We start from the raw sequence: 23,059 nt of genomic DNA on the forward strand, positions 1-23,059 counted from the left end.
GCCGGCACTCGGCGCAGCGAGATTCCCCGGTGCCGGCACCCTTGTCGTCATGTCAGGCATGACGACCTCTGTGGACGACTGCCATCACCCTCGCAGTCGGCAGTCGATGAGCCTAGACAGCACCTTTCGCTCTACTCCCGGCTGTCTTTCGGCGCGCATCCGGCCCCCGTACCGTGCGGAGGATGGACGACGTGACCGAATTCCGTGCCGAGCTGTTCCACGACGGCGTCGTGAAGGAGGTCAGCCTCCCGGTCACCGACCACGCGGCGCCGCCGCCCCATGTGCGCGTCGCAGCGGTGGACGCGCAGGGTGGCCGGGTCGTCGATGTCTTCCTGCTCAGTGACGCGTCCGGCTGGCCTGCGCGGGCCGGCTACCGCTACGCGGGAAGCATGCCGATGCGCCCATCGTCCGGGACCACACCCTGAGCCGTGCACCGAAGCCGGGCCGGTTGACGGGAGCTGTCGGTGACCGCCGTCTGCAGGTGCAGGAACAACAACGTGAACGACCGGTCGAGCGTGTCGGAGCCCGCGAGGCCGTGAAGCGTGCTGTCGGCCGCGACTTCGCGGGCGTTGGCCAGCAGCGCCTCCTCCTCCACCCGCACCTCCACGATGCGGCCGTCGGGGGCCGTCACCTGCAGCACCAGCCCGTCGGCATCCACGACGCGCACGCCCGGCGCCCGCTCGAGGGACCGCAGGAAGCGGTCCACGATCCGTCCTTCGTCCTGCGGCATCCGTCTCTCCCTCCGGCGGAGCCGGCCCGAACCCGCTGTAACACGGGGAAGCCGGACATCCGTCCATAGGAGTAGACGAACGGGTCTGAGAACGATGACGGGCGAGGCGAACCCGAGGTCACTCCGTATCGGAGCGCGCCTCGCGGATGGCGTCCGCCTGGATCACCGGGATGGCCGTCGTGACGACCTCGAGTCCGCTCAGGCGGGCCGGCGACAGCAGCCGGGTGACCTCCTCGCGGCTCATCAGCTTCGCCTCGACGACGAGGTCGGCGACGTTGCGGCCGGTGAGCAGCGCCGACTTGGCGAGGGCGGCCGACGCGGCGTAGCCGATGTGCGGCGTGAGCGCCGTGATGACGCCGACGGACGATCCGACCATGGCGCCGAGGCGCTCCTCGTTGGCGGTGATGCCGTCGACGCAGTTGATGCGGAGCGTGCGGAACGCCTGGGCCATCCACGTGATGCTCTGCAGCAGCGAGTGCGCGATGACGGGTTCGAAGGCGTTGAGCTGGAGCTGGCCGCCCTCCGCCGCCATCGTGACCGTCACATCCGCGCCTGCGACCGAGAAGGCCACCTGGTTGACGACCTCCGGGATGACCGGGTTGACCTTGCCCGGCATGATGCTGGAGCCGGCCTGCCGCGGCGGCAGGTTGATCTCGCCGAGACCCGCCTGGGGTCCGGAGGAGAGCAGCCGGAGGTCGTTGCAGATCTTGGACAGCTTGATCGCGCTGCGCTTGAGGGAGCCGGAGAACGACATGAACGCGCCGGCGTCGCTGGTCGACTCGATGAGGTCGGGGGCGGTCTCGAGATTCAGGCCGGTGATGGCGTTGAGGTGGCGGACGGCGGCCGCTGCGTACCCCGGATCCGCGGTGATGCCGGTGCCGATCGCGGTCGCGCCGAGGTTGATCTCGGCCAGCAGCCACTTGGTCTCGGTGAGGCGGGCGTGGTCCTCGGTCAGGGTGGTGGCGAAGCCGTGGAACTCCTGCCCGAGCGTCATCGGAACGGCGTCCTGCAGCTGCGTCCGGCCGACCTTGAGGATGTTGCGGAACTCGGCCGCCTTCGCCGCGAAGGAGTCGCGCAGCAGGGCGAGCTCGTCGAGCAGGTGCCCGAGGGCGAAGGTGAGCCCGATCTTGATCGCGGTCGGGTAGGTGTCGTTCGTGCTCTGGCTGCGGTTGACGTCGTCGATCGGGTGCAGGTGCGAGTAGTCGCCCTTCTCGTGCCCGTCGAGCTCGAGGGCGATGTTCGCGATCACCTCGTTGGCGTTCATGTTCGTGGAGGTGCCCGCGCCTCCTTGCATGACGCCGACGACGAACTGGTCGTGGTAACGGCCGTCGATGATGAGCTGGCAGGCGCGGTCGATCAGCTCGGCCGTGTGCGCATCCAGCACGCCGATCTCGGCGTTGGCGCGCGCGGCGGCCTGCTTCACGCTGGCCAGGGCGACGATGAGGTCCGGGTAGACGGAGATCGGGCGCTTCGCGATCGGGAAGTTCTCCAGGGCGCGGGAGGTGTGGATTCCCCAGTAGGCGTCGGCCGGGATCTCCCGGCTCCCCAGGGAGTCGGTCTCGATGCGGGTCGGCCGTCCGTCCGCGCTGGGGGTGGGGACGTCGGAGACGTTCTCGGACGCGTCGACGATCGCGGGTCCGGACGGGGTCACGACGGGGATGGGGGATGTCTTGGACTCGTCCATGGTTGCTGTCGGGTTCACGGTTGGCACCGTTGCCTCTCGTTGTGCGTTGGCATGACTCTCTGGCGCCGGACGTTCGTGGCCTCCGGCAGTGCCGAGCCTACCCCCGGGCACATCGGGCCCGGTGGACGATCTGTCCCCCATCTCCCCCCTCCTTCGACACGGTGTCCATGGCTCCCGATCGCCTCCGGTTCAGCCCAGTTTGCGCAGCAGACCCCGGGCGAAGCGGTCCTTCGCCTCGGTGTACGGCGGGTAGATCAGCCGGAGGGTGTCGGGGCTGAGCGGCTTGCTGAGCACCGCCTTCTCGTGGCTGAACGTCCGCAGCGACCGCTCGCCGTGGTACGCGCCCGCGCCGCTCTCGCCGACCCCGCCGAAGGGCAGCCCGGCGACGGCGAGGTGCGCGGCCGGGACGTTGAAGCCGACCGCGCCGGAGCTCGTCTCGGTCAGGATGCGCCGCCGGGTCGTCGCGCTGGTGGTGAAGACGTACAGGGCGAGGGGCTTGTCCCCCGCACGGATGACGCGGATGGCGTCGTCGAGCCCGTCGACGGGCAGGATCGGCAGGATGGGTCCGAAGATCTCCTCCGCCATCGCGGGAGACTCCGGGCCGACGTCGGTGAGCACGGTCGGCGCGAGGTAGCGCGACGCGGCGTCATGATCGCCGCCCACCGCGGTGGTGCCGGAGCCGAGCATCCCGGCCAGCCGCTCGAACTGGCGATCGTTGACGATGCGGCCGTAGTCCGGGCTCTGCGCGGGATCGTCGCCGTAGAGGTCACGGACCGCCTCGCGCAGGGCCTCGGTGAGACGCGGCACGATGGAGCGTTCGGCGAGCACGTAGTCGGGCGCGACGCAGGTCTGGCCCGCGTTCATGAACTTGCCCCACGCGATGCGCTGCGCGGCGGCGGCGATGTCGACGGTGTCATCCACGTAGACGGGCGACTTGCCGCCGAGCTCCAGCGTCACCGGCGTGAGGTTCTCGACCGCCGCCGCGGCGACGATGCGGCCGACGCGGCCGTTGCCGGTGTAGAAGATGTGGTCCCAGCGCTGCGCGAGCAGATCGGTGGTGTCCTCGACACCGCCCTCGACGACGGCGACCGCGCGCGCATCCAGGTACTGCGGGATGAGCCGGGCCATCGCCGCGGAGGTGGCGGGGGCGAGCTCGCTCGGCTTGAGCACGACGGCGTTGCCGGCCGCGAGGGCACCGACCAGCGGCGCGAGCAGCAGCTGCACGGGGTAGTTCCACGGTGCGATGACGAGCACCACGCCCACCGGTTCGAGCACCGTGGATGCGCGCGCCGGAAGGAGGGCGCCGGGAACCCGCACCCGCTTCGGCCGCAGCCAGCGCCGCAGGTGCGCGAGCGTGTGGTCGATCTCGCCGACGACGAACCCCAGCTCGGCGATCTGCGACTCCGTGGGGTTCTTCGCCAGGTCGGAGAGCAGCGCGTCCTCGAACTCCGCCGCGCGCTCGGTGAGCATGCGCCGCAGGGCCCGCACCTGGCCGAGACGCCACGCGAGCGGCTTGGTGACCCCTCGTTCGAAAGCGGACCGGAGCTCGTCGACCGTGCGCGCATGCGTCATGCGCCCATCCTACGAACCCCGTGCTCCCGGAGCCGGCATCAGCGGGCCGCGATCAGCGGGCCGGACGGTAGGCCAGGTCGAAGATGGCGTGGCCGAGGCGCTCGCCCCGCCGCTCGAACTTCGTGACGGGACGGTCGTCCGGACGCGGCACGAAGTGCGCAGCGCCAGCCAGGTTCACGAGTCCCGGCTCGGCGTCGAGCACCTCGATCATGTGCTCGGCGTACGGCTCCCAGTCGGTCGCCAGCCGCAGCACGCCCGCCGGCGCGAGCGCCCGGACGAGGAGCCGGGCGACCTCCGGCTGGATGAGTCTGCGCCGGTGGTGACGGGCCTTGGGCCAGGGGTCGGGGAAGAAGACGAGGATCTCATCCACCGAGCCGCCGGGCAGTCCGCGCTCGAACACCTCGACCGCGTCGTGCCGCACGATGCGGATGTTCGCCAGCCCACGATCGCGGATCGCGCCGAGCACACGGCCGATGCCGGCGCCGTGCACCTCGATGCCGAGGAAGTCGCGGTCCGGGTGGCGCTCCGCCAGGGTCAGCAGGTTCTCGCCGTTGCCGAAGCCGATCTCGACGACCCGGGGCGCCGTCCGCCCGAAGATCGCGTCGAGGTCGAGCGGCGAGCCGTCGAAGTCGACGCCGAAGCTCGGCCACAGCTCCTCGATCGCGCGCGTCTGGGCTTCGGTCTTGCGCCCGCGCACCACGAAGCTGCGCGGGCGGACGAGGGGGGATGGTTCCATCCCCCCATTGTCCCCGATCGGCTCAGAGCCAGGCGAACGGCAGGGCGATGGCGCCGATCCCCATCCCGACGAGGGCCAGGAGGGCGAAGAATGCGACGCCGGCCAGCATCACGGCGTTGAGCACGATGCCCCACACCGCGAACGTCTTGCCCAGCGGCTCGCGGCCCAGCGCCAGGATCCCGACGACGAGGCCGGCGACGGGTGCGACGAAGGTCCAGCCGAACACGATCGAGGCGAGCCCGAGGACGAAGCTCGTGATGCTGAGGGTGCGGACGGGAGCAGCGGTCTGGTACGGAGTGGTGGTGGTCATGAGTCCATCCAAGCGATCCGTCTCGCGCCACGGTATCGGGGTAACCCCCGATTCCCCCCTGAGGCGTCCCTCCCCCTCCTGAGGATTCGGGAGGTCAGACCTGCCCGAGGAGTCCCTCGATCGGGCCGCGCGCGAAGTAGATCAGGAAGCCGGCGGCGACGATCCAGAGCAGGGGGCTGATCTCGCGCGCCTTCCCGGCGAGCGAGCGGATGAGCACCCAGCTGATGAATCCGACGCCGATCCCGTTCGCGATCGAGTAGGTCAGCGGCATGATGATGATCGTCAGGAACACCGGCAGGACCACCGAGAACTCGGTGAAGTCGATGTGCTTGATCTGCACCACCATCAGGGCGCCGACGACCACCAGGGCCGCAGCGGCCACCTCCAGCGGGACCACCTGGGTCAGCGGGGTGAAGAACATCGCGAGCAGGAACAGCGCACCGGTGATGACGCTGGCGAAGCCGGTCTTCGCTCCCTCGCCGATACCGGAGGCCGACTCGACGAACACCGTGTTGGACGACGACGAGGTGCCGCCTCCGACAATCGCGCCGACACCCTCCACGATGAGCGCGGGCTGCAGGCGCGGGAAGGTGCCGTCCTCGTTCGCGAGACCCGCGCTGCGCGCCAGTCCGGTCATCGAGCCCATGGCGTCGAAGAAGTTCGTGAAGACGAGGGTGAAGATGAGCATGATCGCGGCGAGGGCGCCGATGCGGCCGAACGCGCCGAACAGGTCCACCTGGCCGACGAGGCTGAGGTCGGGCAGCGACACGAGCGAGGTCGGCAGCTGCGGGACGGTCAGGTTCCAGCCGGCCGGGTTCTTGCCCATCGACGGGCCGACGTGCCAGATGGCCTCCGCGATGATCGCGACCACGGTGGCCGCGACGATCCCGATGAGCAGCGCGCCCTTCACCTTGCGGGCCATCAGCACGCCCATGATGATCAGCGCGATGAGGAAGGTGATGGTCGGGAGGGTCGCGATGGATCCGGCCTCACCGAGCTGGACGGGCGGCGACGAGAGCGTCGTGGTGCGCACGAAGCCGCTGTCCACGAAGCCGATGAAGGCGATGAAGAGGCCGATGCCGACCGTGATCGCGGTCTTCAGCTGGGCGGGGACGGCGTTGAAGATGAGCTTCCGCAGACCGGTCGCCGACAGCAGCACGATGATCACGCCGTTGATGACGACGAGGCCCATCGCCTCCTGCCAGGTGAGGATCTTGACCACGTTCACGGCGAGGAACGAGTTGATGCCCAGGCCGGCCGCGAAGGCGAACGGCAGACGTGCGACCAGACCGAACAGCACGGTCATCACGCCGGCACTGAGCGCCGTGACGGCGGCCACCTGGGAGGTCCCCAGGGTGTGGCCCACCACATCCTTCGTCCCGCCCAGGATGAGCGGGTTCAGGATGACGATGTACGCCATGGTCACGAAGGTGAGGACGCCGCCGCGCACCTCCGTGCCCCACGTCGTGCCGCGGGCGCTGATCTCGAAGAAGCGGTCGAAGCGCCCCGTGGAGGTGGGCGCGCTGGTCGATGCGGAAATGGTGGACTCCCGTAGGATCGGTGGGCGGTGGCCCGGCGAAGACTCAGGTTCGTCGAGTAGTGCGCGAATGCGCAGCACCAAGCCTATTCCGACTCGAGACCTCTGAAGGACACGCATGGCACTGCCCTGGACGCTGCACGGTGACGGCAAGAAGGTGGGCGCGCACGAGATCGTGCTCCCCGGCGAACGACTGACCTGGCCGCGCACGATCGGGCTCGGCGCCCAGCACGTCGTCGCCATGTTCGGCGCGACGTTCCTGGTGCCGCTGCTGACGGGCTTCCCTCCGGCGACGACGCTGCTGTTCTCGGGCGTCGGCACGCTGCTCTTCCTGGTCATCACGGGCAACCGCCTGCCCAGCTACCTGGGCTCGTCGTTCGCGTTCATCGTGCCGATCGTGGCGGCGACCAAGGCCGACGGGATGCCATCGGCGCTGTTCGGGATCGTCGTCACCGGTGTACTGCTCGCGATCGTCGGCCTCATCGTCGTGGCGACGGGGACGCGGTGGATCGACGGGCTCATGCCGCCGGTGGTCGCCGGCGCCATCGTCGCCCTCATCGGCTTCAACCTGGCGCCCGCGGCCAAGAACAACTTCATGCAGGCGCCCGTCACGGCCCTCGTGACGCTGGCCGCTGTCATCCTGTGCACCGTCCTGTTCCGCGGGATGCTCGGGCGGCTCTCGATCTTCCTCGGCGTCGCCGTCGGGTACGTATTCGCCGTCATCGTCGGCGAGGTGAACTTCGACGCTGTGGCGAAGGCGGCCTGGATCGGCTTCCCGCAGTTCACGCTGCCCGCCAACCCGTTCACGTCCCCCGCCGCGACCTGGGGCATCCTCCCCGCGTTCCTCCCGGTCGTGCTCGTGCTGATCGCGGAGAACGTCGGGCACATCCGGGGCGTCGCGCAGTTGACGGACCCGTCGGTCAACCGCCTCACCGGCCGTGCGCTCTTCGCGGACGGCGTCGCCACGACGATCGCCGGCTTCTTCGGCGGTTCGGGGACGACGACCTACGGCGAGAACATCGGCGTGATGGCCGCGACGCGCGTCTACTCGACCGCCGCCTACTGGGTCGCCGGCATCGTGGCGGTCCTCCTCGGCCTCTCCCCCAAGGTCGGCGCCGTGATCAACACCATCCCCGCCGGCGTGCTCGGCGGCGTCACCACGGCGCTGTACGGCCTCATCGGCATCATCGGCGTCAAGATCTGGCTGGACAACAAGGTCGACTTCTCGAAGCCGGTCAACCAGTTCACGGCGGCGACGGCGCTCATCATCGGCGTCGGCGACTTCACCCTCAACCTCGGCCAGCTGACCTTCAACGGGATCGCGCTCGGCGCCATCGCCGCGATCGTCGTCTACCACGTGATGGCCTCGATCGCGCGGCTGCGCGGGACGGACTGAGAGAGGGCGCCGGCGGGCGCTCCTACTGGTGGAAGAACGGGATGATCAGGTACAGCCCGTAGAGGACGGCCAGCCCGCAGCCGGTGAAGCACGCGTACGCGCCGGTGAGCGCCAGCCGCTTCTGCCCGGTGCTCAGCGGGTTCTTCCTCTGGGCCTTCTCGGCCTTGCGCTGCAGCTTCGCAGCGCGCTCCGGGGTGAGGACCGTGATCGCGTCGGTGAACTCGACCGGCTCGACGAACAGGGCGCGGCCCGCGGCGGCCAGCAGCCGGGTCCCGAGCGCGTACAGCGCCACGACGAGGCACGAGCCGACGAGGGCGGCGCCGAAGACGATGACGAAGGAGGCCCAGTCGATCATGCGGATTCCCTCCTGCGCCGATCCCTCTTGAGCGGCTTGACCTTCTCGATCTTGACGACCTTGCCGGACGCCGCGACCTCGCTCTTGCCCTGCACGGGCAGCGGCTTGACGGCGTTCTCGCTGCTCACCCGGTTGCGCCGTGCGCGCCAGAAGATGTAGACGACGACCGCCGTGCCGACCACGGTGTCGATGACGACGCCGACGGGGCCGAGGTTGGCGAGCAGCCCGGCCGCGGCGCCGACGATCGCGGCGGAGGGCAGCGTGAGCAGCCAGCCGATGGCGATCCGCCCCGCCGTCCCCCAGCGCACCGACGATCCCCGGCGGCCGAGGCCGGACCCGATCACCGATCCGGAGGCGACCTGCGTGGTCGAGAGCGCGAAGCCCAGGTGGCTGGAGGCCAGGATGGTGGCCGCCGTGCTCGTCTCCGCAGCGAATCCCTGCGCCGGCTTCACCTCGGTGAGCCCGCGGCCGAGGGTGCGGATGATGCGCCATCCGCCCGAGTACGTGCCGATCGCGATGGCGAGCGCACAGGCGATGACGACCCAGATCTCCGGGCCGGAACCGGTCGGCTGGAGGCCGGCGGAGATGAGCGTCAGGGTGATCACGCCCATGGTCTTCTGCGCGTCGTTCGTGCCGTGCGAGAGGGCGACGAGCGAGGAGGAGAAGATCTGCCCGTAGCGGAAGCCGCCGCGACCGTCCGGCCGGCCGTCGTAGCGCCGGGTGATCCAGTACGCCAGCCTGGTGGCGCTCCACGCGACGACACCGGCCGTGAACGGGGCGATGATCGCGGGCAGGATGACCTTGTCGAGCACCACCACGAAGTCGACCGATTGCAGTCCGGCGCCGACGATCGCTGCGCCGATCAGGCCGCCGAACAGCGCGTGGCTGGACGACGACGGGAGGCCGTACAGCCAGGTCACCATGTTCCAGACGATCGCCCCGACGAGCCCGGCGAAGATGAGCACCGGGGTGATCTGCACACCGCCGTCGCCCTCCTTGATGATGCCGCCGGAGATGGTCTTGGCGACCTCCGTCGAGAGGAATGCTCCGATGAGGTTCAGCACGGCGGCGAGGGCCACGGCGACCTTCGGCCGCATGGCGCCGGTGGCGATGGGGGTCGCCATCGCGTTGGCCGTGTCGTGGAAGCCGTTCGTGAAGTCGAAGAAGAGCGCCAGCGCGATGACCAGCACGACGATGAGGGTGAGGTCCACCGTTCTCTTTCTCGTGTGGGATGCCTCCCCCGACGCGAACGATCAGACGCGAACGTTCATCGGAGGTTCATGCAAGGGACCTGGCGCGTTTCGACACCGTGACGATACTCACATGACGCCTGGGCCAGGTCAAACCCGCCGCGGCCCCGTGCCCGGGGCTAGAACCGCCCGACTCCCGTGACCCGGATCACCGCGACGCCCTCGCGCGCGGAGTCCTCGAGCGGGACGTCCGCGGTGATGCCCCAGTCGTGGTCGCCCTCGGGGTCGGCGATGATCTGGCGGACCCGCCAGATCCCGTCGGCTCCCTCGGGCTTCTCGTCGACCAGGATCATCTGAGCCGAGCGTGCGGAGGCATCGGTGAGGATCTCGTCGTGCTCCGCGTAGTAGGCCTCGAGCGCCGCATCCCACTGAGCCTCGGTGAACGGCGGAGCGCCGCCGGCGAGGGCGGCCGCCTCCACCTCCAGCGCGCCGAGGTCGGGCACGCGATCGAGGGCGGCGAGCTGGATGCGGCGGAACAGCTCGTTGCGCACCAGCACGAAGAACGCGCGGCGGTTGGTGGTGACGTTCCGCGGGGCGGGAGGCGCCAGCTCGGCCGATTCGGCGGCGTGCTTCGCGGCATCCGGGTGCACCAGCTCCTCCCACTCGTCCAGGAGGCTGGAGTCGACCTGGCGCACCAGCTCGCCCAGCCACTCGACGATGTCGCGCAGGTCCTCGGTGCGGGCCTCGAGCGGGACGGTCTGGTTGAGCGCGCGGTAGGCGTCGGAGAGGTAGCGGAGCACGACGCCCTCCGACCGGGCGAGCTTGTAGAACGCGATGAACTCGCCGAACGTCATCGCCCGTTCGTAGAGGTCGCGCACCACCGACTTGGGGCTGAGCGCAAAGTCGGCGACCCAGGGCTGGCTCGACGCGTAGGTCGCGAACGCCTCGTGCAGCAGCACGTCGTGGGGCTTGGGATGCGTCACCTCCTCCAGCGCCTCCATCCGCTCCTCGTACTCCACGCCGTCGGCCTTCATGGCGGCGACGGCCTCCCCGCGCGCCTGGAACTGCTGGGCGGAGAGCACCGGCCGGGGATCGTCGAGCGTCGCCTCCACCACGGAGACGATGTCGAGCGCGTACGAGGGCGACTCCCGGTCGAACAGCTCGAACGCGGCGAGTGCGAACGGCGAGAGCGGCTGGTTGAGGGCGAAATTGGGCTGCAGGTCGACGGTGAGCCGGATCTCCACGCCGTCGGCGGTCCTGACCGCCTCGACGACGCCAGCGGTCAGCAGCGAGCGGTAGAGCTCGATCGCGCGCCGCGCCAGGGCCAGCTGTCGCTTCCACGGCTCGTGGTTGTCGAAGACCAGTGCTCGCACGTGCCCGTAGACGTCGCCGCCGCGGCCGATGACGTTGATCAGCATGGCGCTGGTGATCTGCATGGAGGAGGTCAGCGTCTCCGGCTCCGCCTCGATCAGGCGCCGGAACGACGGCTCCCCCCACGAGACGAAGCCCTCCGGCGCCTTCTTGCGCACGATCTTGCGGCGCTTCTTCGGGTCGTCGCCGGCCTTCTCCAGCGCCTTGAGGTTCTCGGACTCGTGCTCGGGCGCCTGAGCGACCACGGTGCCGGCCGTGTCGTACCCGGCGCGGCCCGCCCGCCCGGCGATCTGGTGGAACTCGCGGGCGTTGAGCTGGCGCATCCGCGTGCCGTCGAACTTCGTGAGCGCCGTGAGGAGCACGGTGCGGATGGGCACGTTGATGCCGACGCCGAGCGTGTCCGTCCCGCAGATGACCCGCAGCATCCCCCGCTGGGCGAGCTGCTCGACCAGCCGGCGGTACTTGGGCAGCATTCCCGCGTGGTGCACCCCGATCCCCTGCCGCAGCAGGCGTGACAGCGTCTTGCCGAAGCTCGTCGTGAAGCGGAACTCGCCGATCAGCGCGGCGATCGCATCCCGCTGCTCCCGCGTCGCGATCTTCGCGCTGGAGAGCGACTGCGCGCGTTCGAGCGCCGCGAGCTGCGAGAAGTGCACGACGTAGACAGGAGCCTGACCGGTGCTCAGCAGGTCCTCGATCGTCTCGTGGACGGGCGTGACCTCGTAGTAGTAGTGCAGTGGCACGGGCCGCTCGACGCCCGTCACGGTCGCGGTGGCGCGGCCGGTGCGACGCTCGAGGTCGTCGGCCAAAGCGGTGACGTCGCCGAGGGTGGCCGACATCAGCACGAACTGCGTGTGCGGGAGGGTCAGCAGCGGAACCTGCCAGGCCCAGCCGCGGTCGGGGTCCGAGTAGAAGTGGAACTCATCCATGACGACCTGCCCCACCGGCGTCTCGTCCCCGTGGCGGAGCGCGAGGTTCGCCAGGATCTCCGCCGTCGCGCAGACGATGGGCGCATCCGGGTTCACCGCGGAGTCGCCGGTCGTCATGCCGACGTTCTCCGCGCCGAAGATGTCGGCGAGCGCGAAGAATTTCTCCGAGACCAGCGCCTTGATCGGCGCGGTGTAGTAGGTGCGCTCGCCGCGGGCGAGGGCGGCGAAGTGGGCGCCGACGGCCACCAGCGACTTGCCGGTGCCTGTGGGTGTGCTCAGGATGAGGTTGGCGCCGCCCACGACCTCGATCACCGACTCGTCCTGGGCCGGGTACAGCCGGATGCCGCTCTCCTCCACCCAGGCGACGAACGTGTCGTACACGGCGTCCTCGGTGACGGAGCCCGGCCCCGCCCACCCGGGGATGTCCTCGAGGCGGAGTCGCCGGGGGCTCTGGCGTGCGGAGGAGGACGGCGAGGCATCGGACATGATGCCCCCAGCCTCCCACGTCGTGGCGCGCACACGTGGCGCGCGCTCAGGCGGCGGTCTTAGGTTTACTCCATGTCCGACTTCTGGCGGCCCGCCGGGGCCGGTGTCGCGAGCGTCGTCGCGGGCGTCGGCGCCGCCGAGCTGGTGAGCGCCGTCGTCGTGCAGAACGGCAGCCCGGTCCTCACGGTCGGAGCGCTCCTCATCGACCTGGCGCCCGCCTGGCTGAAGGAAGGCGTCATCGGGCTGTTCGGCACCGGCGACAAGGCGTTCCTCATCGTGTCGCTGGCGGTCGTCGTCGTGGCCGGCGCAGGCTTCGCGGGCTGGCTGGAGCGCGTGCGGCCGCCGCTGGGGCGCATCCTGATCGGGGTCGGCGGCTCTGTCGGCGTGCTGGCAGCGGTCACGCGGTCCGGAAACAGCGTCGTGGACGCGCTGCCGTCGGTGCTCGCGGCCGGGGTCGCCATCCTGCTTCTCGGATGGCTGATCCGGATGCTGCGCGACACCGAGCCGACCCGCGTCGCGCCGGACGGGCGGGTCACGCGCCGCCGGTTCGTCGGCTCGACCGCCGCGACCGCCGCGGGCGGGGCGGTGGCGCTGATCGCCGGCCAGGTCATCGCCGGCGGTTTCCGGGCGGCCTCCGCCACGCGGGCCGCGATCCGGCTGCCCGCTCCGGCGCGGACGGCCCCGCCCGTCCCGCCGGGGGCGTCGTTCGACATCCCGGGGCTCTCCCCGATCATCACGCCGAACGCCGACTTCTACCGGATCGACACCGCGCTGCAGATCCCCGGCATCCAGCCGGACGACTGGAAGCTGCGGATCACCGGGATGGTCGAGGACGAGGTCGAACTGACGTTCGCCCAGCTCCTCGCACTGCCGCTGGAGGAGTCGACGACGACGCTCACCTGCGTCTCCAACGAGGTCGGCGGCGACCTGATCGGCAACGCGACCTGGCTCGGCTACCCGATCCGGCACCTGCTCGCCCGCGCGAAGCCGTCGGCCGACGCCGACATGGTGCTGTCGACCAGCCAGGACGGCTGGACCGCGAGCACCCCGATCGAGGCGCTGACCGACGAGCGCAACGCCATCCTCGCCGTCGGGATGAACGGCCGCCCGCTGCCCCTGGAGCACGGCTACCCCGTGCGGATGGTGGTGCCGGGCCTGTACGGCTACGTGTCGGCCACGAAGTGGGTCGTGTCGCTCGAGGTCACCCGGTTCGACCGGCACACCGCCTACTGGACGGAGCGCGGCTGGTCGGAGCGCGGGCCGGTGAAGCTGTCGTCGCGGATCGACGTGCCCGCCGCGGGCCGGCAGGTGAAGGCCGGGACCGTCGCGGTCGCCGGGGTGGCGTGGTCGCAGCACGTCGGCGTCAGCGCTGTGCAGGTGAAGGTGGACGACGGCCCCTGGCAGCAGGCGACCCTCGCCGACGCGATCTCCGCCGACACGTGGCGGCAGTGGCGCTTCGCGTGGGAGGCGACGCCCGGCGCTCACACCCTCCGGGTGCGGGCGACGGACGCGAACGGGAAGGTGCAGACGGCGGCCGTGCGGGACGTCGTCCCCGACGGCGCGACGGGGTTGCACACCGTGCGCGTCACCGTGGTGTGACAGCGGAGACCACGCCGGCCCGGGATGTGATTGGCTGAGGTCATGGCCCTCCCGCCCCTGGTCGAACCCGGCCCAGAGCTGTCCCCCGAGCGGACCGCCCGCTACGCCCGCACCGCGCAGCTGCCCGGCTTCGGGCCGGTCGCCCAGCGCCGGCTCCGAGCCACGCGCGTGCTCGTCGTCGGCGCGGGGGGTCTCGGCTCCGCGGTGCTCCCCCTGCTCGCCTCGGCGGGCTTCGGAACGATCGGGATCGTCGACGACGACCGGGTGGAGCCGAGCAACCTGCCGCGGCAGGCCATCCACACGCCCGGCGACGTCGGGCGGCCCAAGGTGGACTCCGCAGCCGACGCCGTGCGCGCGCTGGACGACGAGGTGGAGCTGCGCCTCTACGCCGAGCGGCTGACCTCGCAGAACGCCCCCGGCATCCTCGCCGGTTTCGACCTGGTGCTCGACGGCAGCGACAACTTCCCGACCCGGTATCTGGTGGACGACGCGGCGACGCTCGCCGGCATCCCCGTCGTGTGGGGCGCCGTGCACCAGACCGGCGGCCAGGCGGGCCTCAGCTGGGCGGCGCACGGGCCGACCTACCGCGACCTCTTCCCGGTGCCGCCCGCGCCGGGCAGCGTCGCCAGTTGCGCCGAGGCGGGTGCGCTTCCGTCGGTGTGCGGTGTCATCGGCGGGCTGATGGTCAGCGAGGCGATCAAACTGGCCACAGGGACGGGTGAGCCGCTGCTCGGCCGGGTCGTCATCCACGACGGCCTGCGCGGGACGTTCCGCGAGCTCGCCTACGAGCGCGACCCGCAGGCCGCCCCGATCACGGAGCTGATCGACTACGACCTGTTCTGCGGTGTGACCGACACGATGTCGCCCGCCGAGCTGCACGCGCGGCTGGGGGCGGGCGAGCCGCACACGCTGCTCGACGTACGGGAGCCATGGGAGGCCGACATCGTCGAGCTGCCCGGCTCGCTGCTGGTGCCGCTCGGCGTGGTCGAGCGCGACCCGGCCGGCGTGGCGGGACGCCTGCCCGACGGTCCCCTGGTCATCGTCTGCCACCACGGCATCCGTGCAGAGACCGCGCGTCGGCTGCTCGCCGAGGCCGGGATGCCGGGGCTGGTGCTCGCCGGCGGCATCGACGCGTGGGCGCGCGACGTCGACCCCGGGATGCCGCGCTACTGACCCGCGATTCGGCACGAATGTGCGGAAAGGGCGACCCTGACCGCACATTCGGCACGAATCCGCGGCGGACGGACGGGGGATACTGAACGCATGACACGCGACCCCTCCGCGAACCCGCGCAGCGTCGACGACCACGCCGGCCTCATCGCGCGGATGCTCGCGCCGCTCTCCGAAGAGCCGGCCGCCGAGACCGTCCCGCTCGAGGCCGCCCTCGGCCGCGTGACAGCAGACGAGGTGCGATCGGAGGTCGACCTCCCGCTGTTCCGCAACTCCCAGATGGACGGGTACGCGGTGCGCGCGGCCGACATCCGGTCGGTCCCCGTCGCGCTCGAGGTGTCCGGCGACATCCCGGCCGGGCACACCAGCCCCATGACGTTGATCGCCGGGACCGCGCTGCGCATCATGACGGGAGCGCCCGTCCCGTCCGGAGCCGACACCATCGTGCCGGTGGAGGACACGGAGCTGGTGCTCGGCCGCGACGACGATCTGGCCGGGGCGATCGTCGAGATCCGCCGGTCGCGCGCCGTCGGCGAGTACGTCCGCGAACGCGGCAGCGATGTGCGCCGCGGGGATGTGCTCGTCCCGGCCGGCACGCGGCTCGGCCCGCGGCACCTCGCGGCGCTCGCCGCAGCGGGAATCGCGAACGTCCGCGTGCGGGCACGGCTCCGCGTGGCGGTGCTCACGACCGGCACAGAGCTCGTCGGGTCCGGCACCCCGGAGTTCGGCCAGGTGTTCGACGCGAACGGCATCGCCCTCGCCGCCCTGGTCGAGGAGGCGGGCGCCGTCGTGTCGGTGCGCGCCAGCAGCGACGACGACCCTGCCGCGTTCGAGCGCATCCTCGAGGACGCCATCCACCGCAGCGACCTCGTCATCACCTCCGGCGGGATCTCGCGCGGAGCGTACGAGGTCGTCCGCGAGGTGCTGCTCCCCCACGGCGCCGACGTCACCACCGTGGCCATGCAGCCCGGCGCCCCGCAGGCGACGGCCGTCGTCGGCGGTGTCCCGGTCTTCGCCTTCCCGGGCAACCCGGTCAGCACCCAGGTGTCGTTCGTCGTGTTCCTGCGCGACCCGCTGCGCGCGGCGGCGGGACTGCCCGCGGTCCCCCCGGTCGAGGCCACGCTCGCCGACGGCCTGCGGTCGGTGCCGGGAAAGCGGCAGTTCCTCCGCGGCAGTCTCGACCCCTCGGGGGCGGTGTCGCCGGTCTCCGGGCCGTCCTCGCACCTGGTCGCCGGCATGGCCCGCGCCGACGTGCTCATCGATGTGCCCGCCGAGGCCGACGCGCTCGACGCCGGCGCGGCCGTGACAGTCTGGACACTATGACGCAGCTCACCCACCTCGATTCCGACGGCCGCGCCCGCATGGTCGATGTCGGCGGCAAGCCGGAGACGGACCGTGAGGCGGTGGCCCGCGGCCGGTTCCTGACGACGCCGGAGGTCATCCGTCTGGTGGCCGCCGACGACCTCCCCAAGGCGGATGTGCTGGCCACCGCGCGCATCGCGGGCATCGGCGGCGCGAAGCGCACGAGCGAGCTCATCCCGCTCTGCCACCCCCTGCCGCTGAACAGCGTCCGGGTCGACTTCGAGCTCGACCCGGAGGCAGGAGCGATCGACATCGAGGTCGTCACCCGGACGCGCGGGCGGACGGGCGTCGAGATGGAGGCGCTCACGGCCGTCGCGGTCGCCGGACTCACCCTGCACGACATGGTGAAGGCGGTGGATCCGGCCGCCACCCTCACCGACATCCGGCTGGTCGCCAAGAGCGGCGGAAAGCGCGGCGAGTGGAGGCGCGACGGCGAGGAGGCGGACGCACCGGGCGCTCCCGCATCCACCGCACCGGCCGCCACTGCACCGGCCGCCGCTGCACCCGCCGCCACCGCACCGGCCATCGTGCTCGTCGCCTCCACCCGGGCCGCGGCCGGGGTCTCCGAGGACACGACCGGGCCGGCGATCTCCGCCTGGCTGGCCGAGCGCCGGCTGCCCGCCGACGTGCGCGTCGTCGCGGACGCCGACGTGGATGCGGCCCTGCGCCAAGCGGTCGCCGAGCGCCCGCGCGTGGTCATCACGACGGGCGGAACCGGGGTCTCCCCCACCGACCGGACGCCGGAGGCGACCGCGGCCCTGCTCGACCGGCAGCTGCCCGGCGTCGCCGAGGCGCTCCGCGCGCGCGGAGCGGCCGCCACGCCGCTCGCCGCGCTCAGCCGCGGGGTCGTCGGCGTCGCGGGGTCAACGCTCGTCGTCAACCTGCCCGGCTCGCGCGGCGGCGTCTCCGACGGGCTCGCGGTGCTGGACGACCTGCTTCCTCACCTGCTCGACCAGCTGCGGGGAGGGGATCACGGATGAGCGACATCCTGGCCGCCGTCACGGGCGACCCCCTCGACCCCTCGACCGTCGAGGAGTTCGTGTGGCGTTCCGACGCCGGTGCCGTCGTGTCGTTCCAGGGCATCGTGCGCGACCACGACGGCGGGAAGGGCGTCGTCTCGCTCGATTACCGCGCGCATCCCGAGGCGGAGACGTTCCTCCGCGAGTGCTGCGAGGAGGTCGCGCGGACCACGGGACTGCGGGTCGCCGCGCAGCATCGCGTCGGGTCGCTCACCATCGGCGACCTCGCGCTGATCGCCGCGGTCGCCGCCCCGCACCGGGCCGAGGCCTTCGCCGCCTGCGCCGAACTGGTCGAGATCATCAAGGCCCGCGTGCCCATCTGGAAGCGTCAGCACTTCACCGACGGCGATTCGGAGTGGGTCGGCCTGTAGCCCGCTTCCGCATCTGCGGTCATAGGATGAGATCCATGCCGCAGATTCGGATCAAAGACGCCGCGCTCTACCTCGGTGTGAGCGACGACACCGTGCGCCGCTGGATCGACGGAGGCGTGCTCGGAAGCGCGAAGGACGAGTCGGGCCGCACGGTCGTCGACGGCCTGGAGCTCGCGCAGCTCGCCAAGCAGAACGCCGTGCTGCCGGGCGACCCGTCGGGCGTCGCGGGGTCGGCGCGCAACCGCTTCGTCGGGCTCGTCACCGACATCGTGATGGACCGCGTGATGGCCCAGGTCGAGCTGCAGTGCGGCCCGCACCGGGTCGTCTCGCTCATCAGCAGCGAAGCGGTGCGCGAGCTGGGCCTCGAACCCGGATCGGTCGCGGTGGCCGTCATCAAGGCGACGAACGTCATCGTCGAGGCTCCGGCGGTCGCCCGATGACGGCGCGCCCGCCCCGCTCCGGGCGTCGCGCCTGCCGCGCCCGCGTGACGGCGGTGACCGCCGCCGTCCTGGCCACCGGCGCCCTAACACTCTCCGGCTGCAGCGGCCCGGCCGCATCCCTCCCGTCCTCCACGCCTTCGTCCGCGGACGTGACCGGCACCGTGACGGTCTTCGCCGCCGCCTCGCTCACGAAGACGTTCACCGAGCTCGGCAGACGGTTCGAGGCGGCGCATCCCGGAACGACCGTGACCTTCTCGTTCGCCGGCTCCTCCGACCTGGTCTCGCAGCTGGCCGCGGGCGCCCCGGCGGACGTGTTCGCCTCGGCCGACGAGGCGAACATGGCCAAGGCGGTGGATGCGCAGGTCGTCAGCGGCTCCCCCGCCGACTTCGCCACGAACGTGCTCGCCATCGCCGTGCCGCGCGGCAATCCGGCTCACATCACCGGCTTCGCCGACCTCGCCTCCCCCGGCGTCAAGACGGTGGTCTGCGCGCCCCAGGTGCCGTGCGGCGCCGCCACCGCGAGGGTCGAGGCATCGGCCGGCGTGACCCTGACGCCGGTGAGCCAGGAGTCCTCGGTGACGGACGTCCTCGGCAAGGTGACCTCGGGAGAGGCGGACGCCGGGATCGTCTACGCCACCGACGTGAAGGGCGCAGGCTCGGCCGTGGGGTCCGTACCGTTCCCGGAGGCGGCGAAGACGGTCAACGTCTACCCGATCACCGCGGTGGCGCACGCACCGAACGCCCCGGGGGCGAAGGCGTTCGTCGCCTTCGTCACCGGACCCGAGGGGCGCCGGGTGCTCTCCGCCGCCGGATTCGGCGCACCGTGACCGCGGCGGTGCCGACGCGATGAGCACGCGCCTGGGCGTTCCGCGGTGGATCGTGGTGGTCGCCGCCCTCGGCGGCCTGTTCATCGTCCTCCCGCTGGTCGCGATGGCTGCGCGCGTCGACTGGGCGCACTTCCTCCCGCTCATCACGTCGCCGTCGTCGGTGGATGCGCTGCTCCTCAGCCTGCGGACCTCGCTGCTGGCCACGGCCGGCTGCCTGGTGCTCGGCGTCCCGATAGCGGTCGTGCTCGCCCGGGTGCCGTTCGCCGGGCGCCGCGTCGTGCGCGCCGTCGTCCTGCTGCCGCTCGTGCTGCCGCCGGTCGTCGGCGGCCTGGCGCTGCTCGCGCTGTACGGCCGCCGCGGCCTGCTCGGCGGCGCCATCGCTGTCGCCTTCTCGACGCCCGCCGTGGTGATCGCGCAGACGTTCGTCGCGCTCCCCTTCCTCGTGCTGAGCCTGGAGGGCGCACTGCGCTCGGCCGGCGAGCGCTACGAGGCGGTGGCGGCGACGCTCGGCGCCCGGCCGTCCACCGTCCTGTTCCGGGTGACGCTGCCGCTGGTGCTGCCGGCGATCGTCTCCGGGTCGATCCTCTCGTTCGCGCGGGCGCTCGGCGAGTTCGGCGCGACCCTGACCTTCGCCGGCAGCCTGCAGGGGGTGACCAGGACGCTGCCGCTGGAGATCTACCTGCAGCGCGAGACCGATCCGGATGCGGCCGTCGCGCTCTCGCTCGTCCTGTTGGCCGTCGCGATCGCCGTCGTGGCCGTCGCCCACGGGGCCGGCGAGGGCCTCCGCCCGCGCCGGGCGGGCACCGGCGCCGACGCCCGGCAGCGGACGGCATGAGCCTCCGGCTGGCCGCATCCCTCGCGGCACGGGACGTCGCGGTCGAGCTCTCCGTCGCCGACGGCGAGACCCTCGCTCTCCTCGGCCCCAACGGCGCGGGGAAGTCGACGGTGCTCGGCATGCTGGCCGGCCTGCTCCGCGCCGACGACGGCCGGGCGACGCTCGGCGACGAGACCCTGTTCGACCTCCCGGGAGACTGGCGGCCGCCGCACCTCCGCGGCGTCGCGCTGCTCGCGCAGGACGCGCTGCTCTTCCCGCACCTCAGCGTCCGCGAGAACGTGGCCTTCGGGCCGCGGTCGGCGGGCGCCTCCCGCGCCGAGGCGGCGGACCGGGCGGACGAGTGGATGCGGAGGACGGCCACCGCGGAGTTCGCCGACCGGCGCCCTTCCGAGCTCTCCGGGGGCCAGGCGCAGCGGGTCGCCGTCGCGCGGGCGCTCGCCGCTGAGCCCCGGCTGCTGCTGCTCGACGAGCCGCTGTCGGCGCTGGATGTGGGGGTCGCCGCCGAACTCAGGGGAACGCTGGCCGGCGTGCTGGCCGGACGCACGACGGTCCTCGTCACCCACGACGCGCTGGACGCCTACCTCCTCGCCGACCGCGTCGCGGTCATGCACGCGGGCCGCGTGGTGGAGCAGGGACCGATGCGGCAGGTGCTCGAGCGGCCACGGCATCCCTTCACCGCCGAGCTCTCCGGGCTGACGCTGCTGACGGGCGCCCGGACGGCCGAGGGCATCGAGACGGGCGACGGGATGCGGCTGCGCGCCACCGCCGTCGCGGCCGTTCCGGTGAGTGCTCCGGCGCTGGCGGCGGTGCGCCCGTCCGCCGTTCGCGTGCTGGCCGGCGCAGGGTCGACCCGCCTCACGGAGGCGGACCGCCCCGACCGCATCCCCGCGATCGTCACCGGCCTCGAGCCGCAGGCCGACCTCGTCCGGGTCCGCACCGACCGCCTCGACGCGCTGGTGCCGCCCGCCGACGTGGCCGACCTCCGCCTGCGCATCGGCGACCGCGTGACCCTCGACGTCCCGCCCTCCGCCGTGACCGTCTACCCCGCCTGACCCCACCGTCGAGTCCGCGATCTTTGCACGCTCGGGCGCCCGAAACCGTGCAAAGATCGCGGACTCGACGGTGGGAGGGGGTCAGCCGCCGGCGAACGGGGGGAGGACGTCGACGGTGGCCGTGAGCTCGCGGGACGGGTCGCGCGAGACGACCCCGCCGACCAGGAACGAGCCGGAGCGCACGACGCGCTCCATCGGCTCGCCGTAACGGGCGACGAGCTCGGCCTGCAGCCCTCCGACCGTCGCATCCGCGACCTCGACGCGCTCCTCCGGTCGACCGGCGGCCTCCTCGGCCGCGGCGAAGTAGCGCACGAGCACCTCAGCCACCGATCGCCCCCATGCTCCGCACCGGCGGGGCGAACCCGGCCGCGTCCATCCCGTGACCGGCCTGCTTGCCCCACATCGCCGCTCGCCACCACCGGGCGATCTCGGCGTCGTCGGCACCGCCGCGGAGCAGTCCGCGGAGGTCGGTCTCGTCGTCTCCGAACAGGCACGAGCGGACGGTGCCCTCCGCGGTGATCCTGGTGCGGTCGCAGGCCGAGCAGAAGGAGCGCGTCACCGACGCGATGATCCCGACCGTGGCGGGGAGCCCATCCACCGCCCAGCCGTCGACGAGCCACTCCTCGGCGGGGGCGTGCGGGTCGTCGCGACCCGCCTCGATGAGGGTGAAGCGCTCGCCGAGCACCGAGAGCAGCTCCTCGGCCGACACCATGTTCTCGCGAAGCCATGACCGGTCCGCGTCGAGCGGCATCTGCTCGATGAACCGCAGCCGGCACTCGTTCTCCAGCGCCCAGGCGAGGAGGTCGGCCGCATCGTCGAGCGTGTCGCGCATCATCACGGCGTTGAGCTTCAGCGGAGTGAGTCCCGCCGCGTGCGCGGCGTGGATGCCCGCGAGCACCGCCGGAAGCCGGTCGCGCCGGGTGAGGCGGGCGAAGTGCTCGCGGTCGACGGTGTCGAGCGAGACGTTGACGCGCGTGAGTCCGGCGTCGACCAGCGACCGGATGCGGTGGTCCAGCCCGATGCCGTTGGTCGTGATCGACAGGTCCACCCCGGGGGCGACCGCCGCCGAGCGGCCGATGATCTCGGCGAGGTCGGCGCGCATCAGCGGCTCCCCGCCGGTGAACCGCACCTCTCGAACGCCCAGGTCGCGGACCCCGATGCCGACCAGCCGTGCGATCTCGGTCGCGCTGAGCAGGTCGTCGCGCGGGATCGCGGGCAGACCTTCCGCCGGCATGCAGTACGTGCAGCGCAGCGAGCACTTCTCGGTCACCGAGACGCGCAGATCGCGGGCGACACGCCCGAACCGGTCGAGGAGGCCGGGATGCTCGGGCCGCCCCGCGGTGTCGGGGACCGTCGGCGGCGCGGCCTGGCGCTGCGCGCTCAGCGGGAGCCCCAGGTTGACGGCGGTCATGACTTCACCCTAGACCGCCCGCCCGGCAACACCGAGCCCGTCGTAGACCCGGAGGCACGCACGGCAATAAGCTGCCCCCATGGGAATCATCTCCTCCGGCTTTCTGGGCCGTCGCAGGTCCGACGACCCCCGCCTGCCACCCGGTCAGTACCTGACCGAGGGCTTCCCGGTGCTCTCGGCCGGGCCGACGCCCCGCATCGCCAAGGATGACTGGGCGTTCACCATCACCACCGAGAAGGGCCAGGTTCACCGCTGGAGCTGGGACGAGTTCCTCGCGCTCCCGCAGGAGGACGTGAGCACCGACATCCACTGCGTGACCAGCTGGTCGAAGCTCGGCACCTCCTGGCGGGGCGTCGCCCTCGACACGCTGTTCGCCGATGTCGACACCTCGTTCGAGTACACGATGGCGCACAGCTACGGCGGCTACACGACCAACGTGCCGCTGGCCGACCTGCTCGGCGGCAAGGCGTGGGTCGCGCACAGCTTCGACGGCAAGGACCTCGACCCCGAGCACGGCGGTCCGGCCCGGCTGCTCGTTCCGCACCTGTACTTCTGGAAGAGCGCCAAGTGGGTCAACGGGCTGCAGATGCTCCCGCAGGACCAGCCCGGCTTCTGGGAGCAGAACGGCTACAACATGCACGGCGACCCCTGGAAGGAACAGCGCTACTGGTGAGCAGCGT

At 71.8% G+C, this 23,059-nt stretch carries 23 protein-coding genes; 12 read left to right on the forward strand and 11 right to left on the reverse strand.

Annotated features, from left to right (window positions below):
* Positions 1-191: 191 nt before the first annotated feature.
* The gene (locus tag BLW09_RS11020) at positions 192-425 is read left to right on the forward strand and encodes a hypothetical protein (protein ID WP_157696933.1); all 234 of its coding nucleotides are present in this window, start codon (positions 192-194) and stop codon (positions 423-425) included.
* Here the strand turns inward: BLW09_RS11020 and BLW09_RS11025 are convergent.
* From BLW09_RS11025 to BLW09_RS11050, 6 genes are all read right to left on the reverse strand, one after another.
* Complete coding sequence (locus BLW09_RS11025; protein WP_089912362.1) at positions 377-730, reverse strand: ABC transporter substrate-binding protein; 354 nt, start codon at positions 728-730, stop codon at positions 377-379. The two genes, BLW09_RS11020 and BLW09_RS11025, sit on opposite strands and share 49 nt — an antisense overlap.
* A 118-nt stretch (positions 731-848) precedes the next feature.
* Positions 849-2,414: an aspartate ammonia-lyase gene (locus tag BLW09_RS11030; RefSeq protein WP_089912365.1), complete on the reverse strand. Its 1,566-nt coding sequence runs from the start codon at positions 2,412-2,414 to the stop codon at positions 849-851.
* Between the two features lie 189 nt (positions 2,415-2,603).
* Entirely contained in the window at positions 2,604-3,986 is a 1,383-nt protein-coding gene (locus tag BLW09_RS11035) for an aldehyde dehydrogenase family protein (protein ID WP_089912369.1), read from the reverse strand.
* Positions 3,987-4,038: 52 nt separating this feature from the next.
* Positions 4,039-4,722: a tRNA (guanosine(46)-N7)-methyltransferase TrmB gene (gene trmB / locus BLW09_RS11040; protein ID WP_089912372.1), complete on the reverse strand. Its 684-nt coding sequence runs from the start codon at positions 4,720-4,722 to the stop codon at positions 4,039-4,041.
* A gap of 22 nt (positions 4,723-4,744) precedes the next feature.
* Entirely contained in the window at positions 4,745-5,032 is a 288-nt protein-coding gene (locus BLW09_RS11045) for a hypothetical protein (protein WP_089912375.1), read from the reverse strand.
* A 94-nt stretch (positions 5,033-5,126) separates the two neighbouring features.
* On the reverse strand, positions 5,127-6,482 hold the full coding sequence (locus BLW09_RS11050; RefSeq protein WP_089912380.1) for an NCS2 family permease: 1,356 nt from the start codon (positions 6,480-6,482) through the stop codon (positions 5,127-5,129).
* A gap of 205 nt (positions 6,483-6,687) precedes the next feature.
* On the opposite strand from BLW09_RS11050, the gene BLW09_RS11055 reads away from it, so the two are divergent.
* On the forward strand, positions 6,688-7,965 hold the full coding sequence (locus tag BLW09_RS11055; RefSeq protein WP_089912384.1) for a uracil-xanthine permease family protein: 1,278 nt from the start codon (positions 6,688-6,690) through the stop codon (positions 7,963-7,965).
* A gap of 22 nt (positions 7,966-7,987) precedes the next feature.
* On the opposite strand, the gene BLW09_RS11060 is transcribed toward BLW09_RS11055, so the two are convergent.
* The 3 genes from BLW09_RS11060 to BLW09_RS11070 all read right to left on the reverse strand — a co-directional run bounded on the left by BLW09_RS11060 (position 7,988) and on the right by BLW09_RS11070 (position 12,293).
* Entirely contained in the window at positions 7,988-8,320 is a 333-nt protein-coding gene (locus BLW09_RS11060; protein WP_089912386.1) for a peptidase, read from the reverse strand.
* Positions 8,317-9,531, reverse strand: coding sequence for an inorganic phosphate transporter (locus BLW09_RS11065; RefSeq protein WP_089912388.1), 1,215 nt, complete (start codon positions 9,529-9,531; stop codon positions 8,317-8,319). The genes BLW09_RS11060 and BLW09_RS11065 overlap by 4 nt, the downstream gene beginning before the upstream one ends.
* Before the next feature lie 158 nt (positions 9,532-9,689).
* Positions 9,690-12,293 carry a DEAD/DEAH box helicase gene (locus BLW09_RS11070; protein WP_089912390.1) on the reverse strand — a complete coding sequence of 868 codons (2,604 nt, stop codon included), beginning with the start codon at positions 12,291-12,293 and terminating at the stop codon, positions 9,690-9,692.
* Positions 12,294-12,365: 72 nt separating this feature from the next.
* Between BLW09_RS11070 and BLW09_RS11075 the strand changes: the two genes are divergently transcribed.
* From BLW09_RS11075 to BLW09_RS11115, 9 genes are all read left to right on the forward strand, one after another.
* Positions 12,366-13,892, forward strand: coding sequence for a molybdopterin-dependent oxidoreductase (locus BLW09_RS11075; protein ID WP_089912392.1), 1,527 nt, complete (start codon positions 12,366-12,368; stop codon positions 13,890-13,892).
* Between the two features lie 42 nt (positions 13,893-13,934).
* Positions 13,935-15,065: a ThiF family adenylyltransferase gene (locus BLW09_RS11080; RefSeq protein WP_089912394.1), complete on the forward strand. Its 1,131-nt coding sequence runs from the start codon at positions 13,935-13,937 to the stop codon at positions 15,063-15,065.
* 90 nt (positions 15,066-15,155) lie between these two features.
* Positions 15,156-16,385, forward strand: a complete 1,230-nt coding sequence (locus tag BLW09_RS11085) for a molybdopterin molybdotransferase MoeA (protein WP_089912397.1) — start codon at positions 15,156-15,158, stop codon at positions 16,383-16,385.
* Positions 16,382-17,404 carry a bifunctional molybdenum cofactor biosynthesis protein MoaC/MoaB gene (gene moaCB, locus BLW09_RS11090; RefSeq protein ID WP_089912399.1) on the forward strand — a complete coding sequence of 341 codons (1,023 nt, stop codon included), beginning with the start codon at positions 16,382-16,384 and terminating at the stop codon, positions 17,402-17,404. The genes BLW09_RS11085 and moaCB overlap by 4 nt, the downstream gene beginning before the upstream one ends.
* Positions 17,401-17,814, forward strand: a complete 414-nt coding sequence (locus BLW09_RS11095) for a molybdenum cofactor biosynthesis protein MoaE (protein WP_089912402.1) — start codon at positions 17,401-17,403, stop codon at positions 17,812-17,814. The genes moaCB and BLW09_RS11095 overlap by 4 nt, the downstream gene beginning before the upstream one ends.
* A gap of 35 nt (positions 17,815-17,849) precedes the next feature.
* On the forward strand, positions 17,850-18,254 hold the full coding sequence (locus tag BLW09_RS11100; protein WP_089912404.1) for a TOBE domain-containing protein: 405 nt from the start codon (positions 17,850-17,852) through the stop codon (positions 18,252-18,254).
* Positions 18,251-19,081, forward strand: coding sequence for a molybdate ABC transporter substrate-binding protein (gene modA, locus BLW09_RS11105; RefSeq protein WP_089912407.1), 831 nt, complete (start codon positions 18,251-18,253; stop codon positions 19,079-19,081). Before BLW09_RS11100 ends, modA begins: the two co-directional genes overlap by 4 nt.
* Positions 19,082-19,100: 19 nt before the next feature.
* Positions 19,101-19,916 (forward strand): ABC transporter permease, encoded by an 816-nt coding sequence (locus BLW09_RS11110; protein WP_089912410.1) that lies wholly within the window; start codon positions 19,101-19,103, stop codon positions 19,914-19,916.
* A complete protein-coding gene (locus BLW09_RS11115) occupies positions 19,913-20,968 on the forward strand; it encodes a sulfate/molybdate ABC transporter ATP-binding protein (protein ID WP_089912413.1) in 1,056 nt (351 codons plus the stop codon). Before BLW09_RS11110 ends, BLW09_RS11115 begins: the two co-directional genes overlap by 4 nt.
* A gap of 81 nt (positions 20,969-21,049) precedes the next feature.
* On the opposite strand, the gene BLW09_RS11120 is transcribed toward BLW09_RS11115, so the two are convergent.
* Both BLW09_RS11120 and moaA read right to left on the reverse strand, forming a co-directional pair.
* Positions 21,050-21,295 carry a MoaD/ThiS family protein gene (locus BLW09_RS11120; protein WP_089912416.1) on the reverse strand — a complete coding sequence of 82 codons (246 nt, stop codon included), beginning with the start codon at positions 21,293-21,295 and terminating at the stop codon, positions 21,050-21,052.
* Positions 21,288-22,379 (reverse strand): GTP 3',8-cyclase MoaA, encoded by a 1,092-nt coding sequence (gene moaA, locus BLW09_RS11125; RefSeq protein ID WP_089912419.1) that lies wholly within the window; start codon positions 22,377-22,379, stop codon positions 21,288-21,290. Before moaA ends, BLW09_RS11120 begins: the two co-directional genes overlap by 8 nt.
* 79 nt (positions 22,380-22,458) lie before the next feature.
* Between moaA and BLW09_RS11130 the strand changes: the two genes are divergently transcribed.
* The gene (locus tag BLW09_RS11130; RefSeq protein WP_172824200.1) at positions 22,459-23,052 is read left to right on the forward strand and encodes a sulfite oxidase-like oxidoreductase; all 594 of its coding nucleotides are present in this window, start codon (positions 22,459-22,461) and stop codon (positions 23,050-23,052) included.
* Positions 23,053-23,059 lie beyond the last annotated feature (7 nt).

This window comes from Leifsonia sp. 21MFCrub1.1 (genome assembly GCF_900107895.1).
In the GTDB taxonomy this organism is placed as follows: Bacteria; Actinomycetota; Actinomycetes; order Actinomycetales; family Microbacteriaceae; genus Leifsonia; species Leifsonia soli.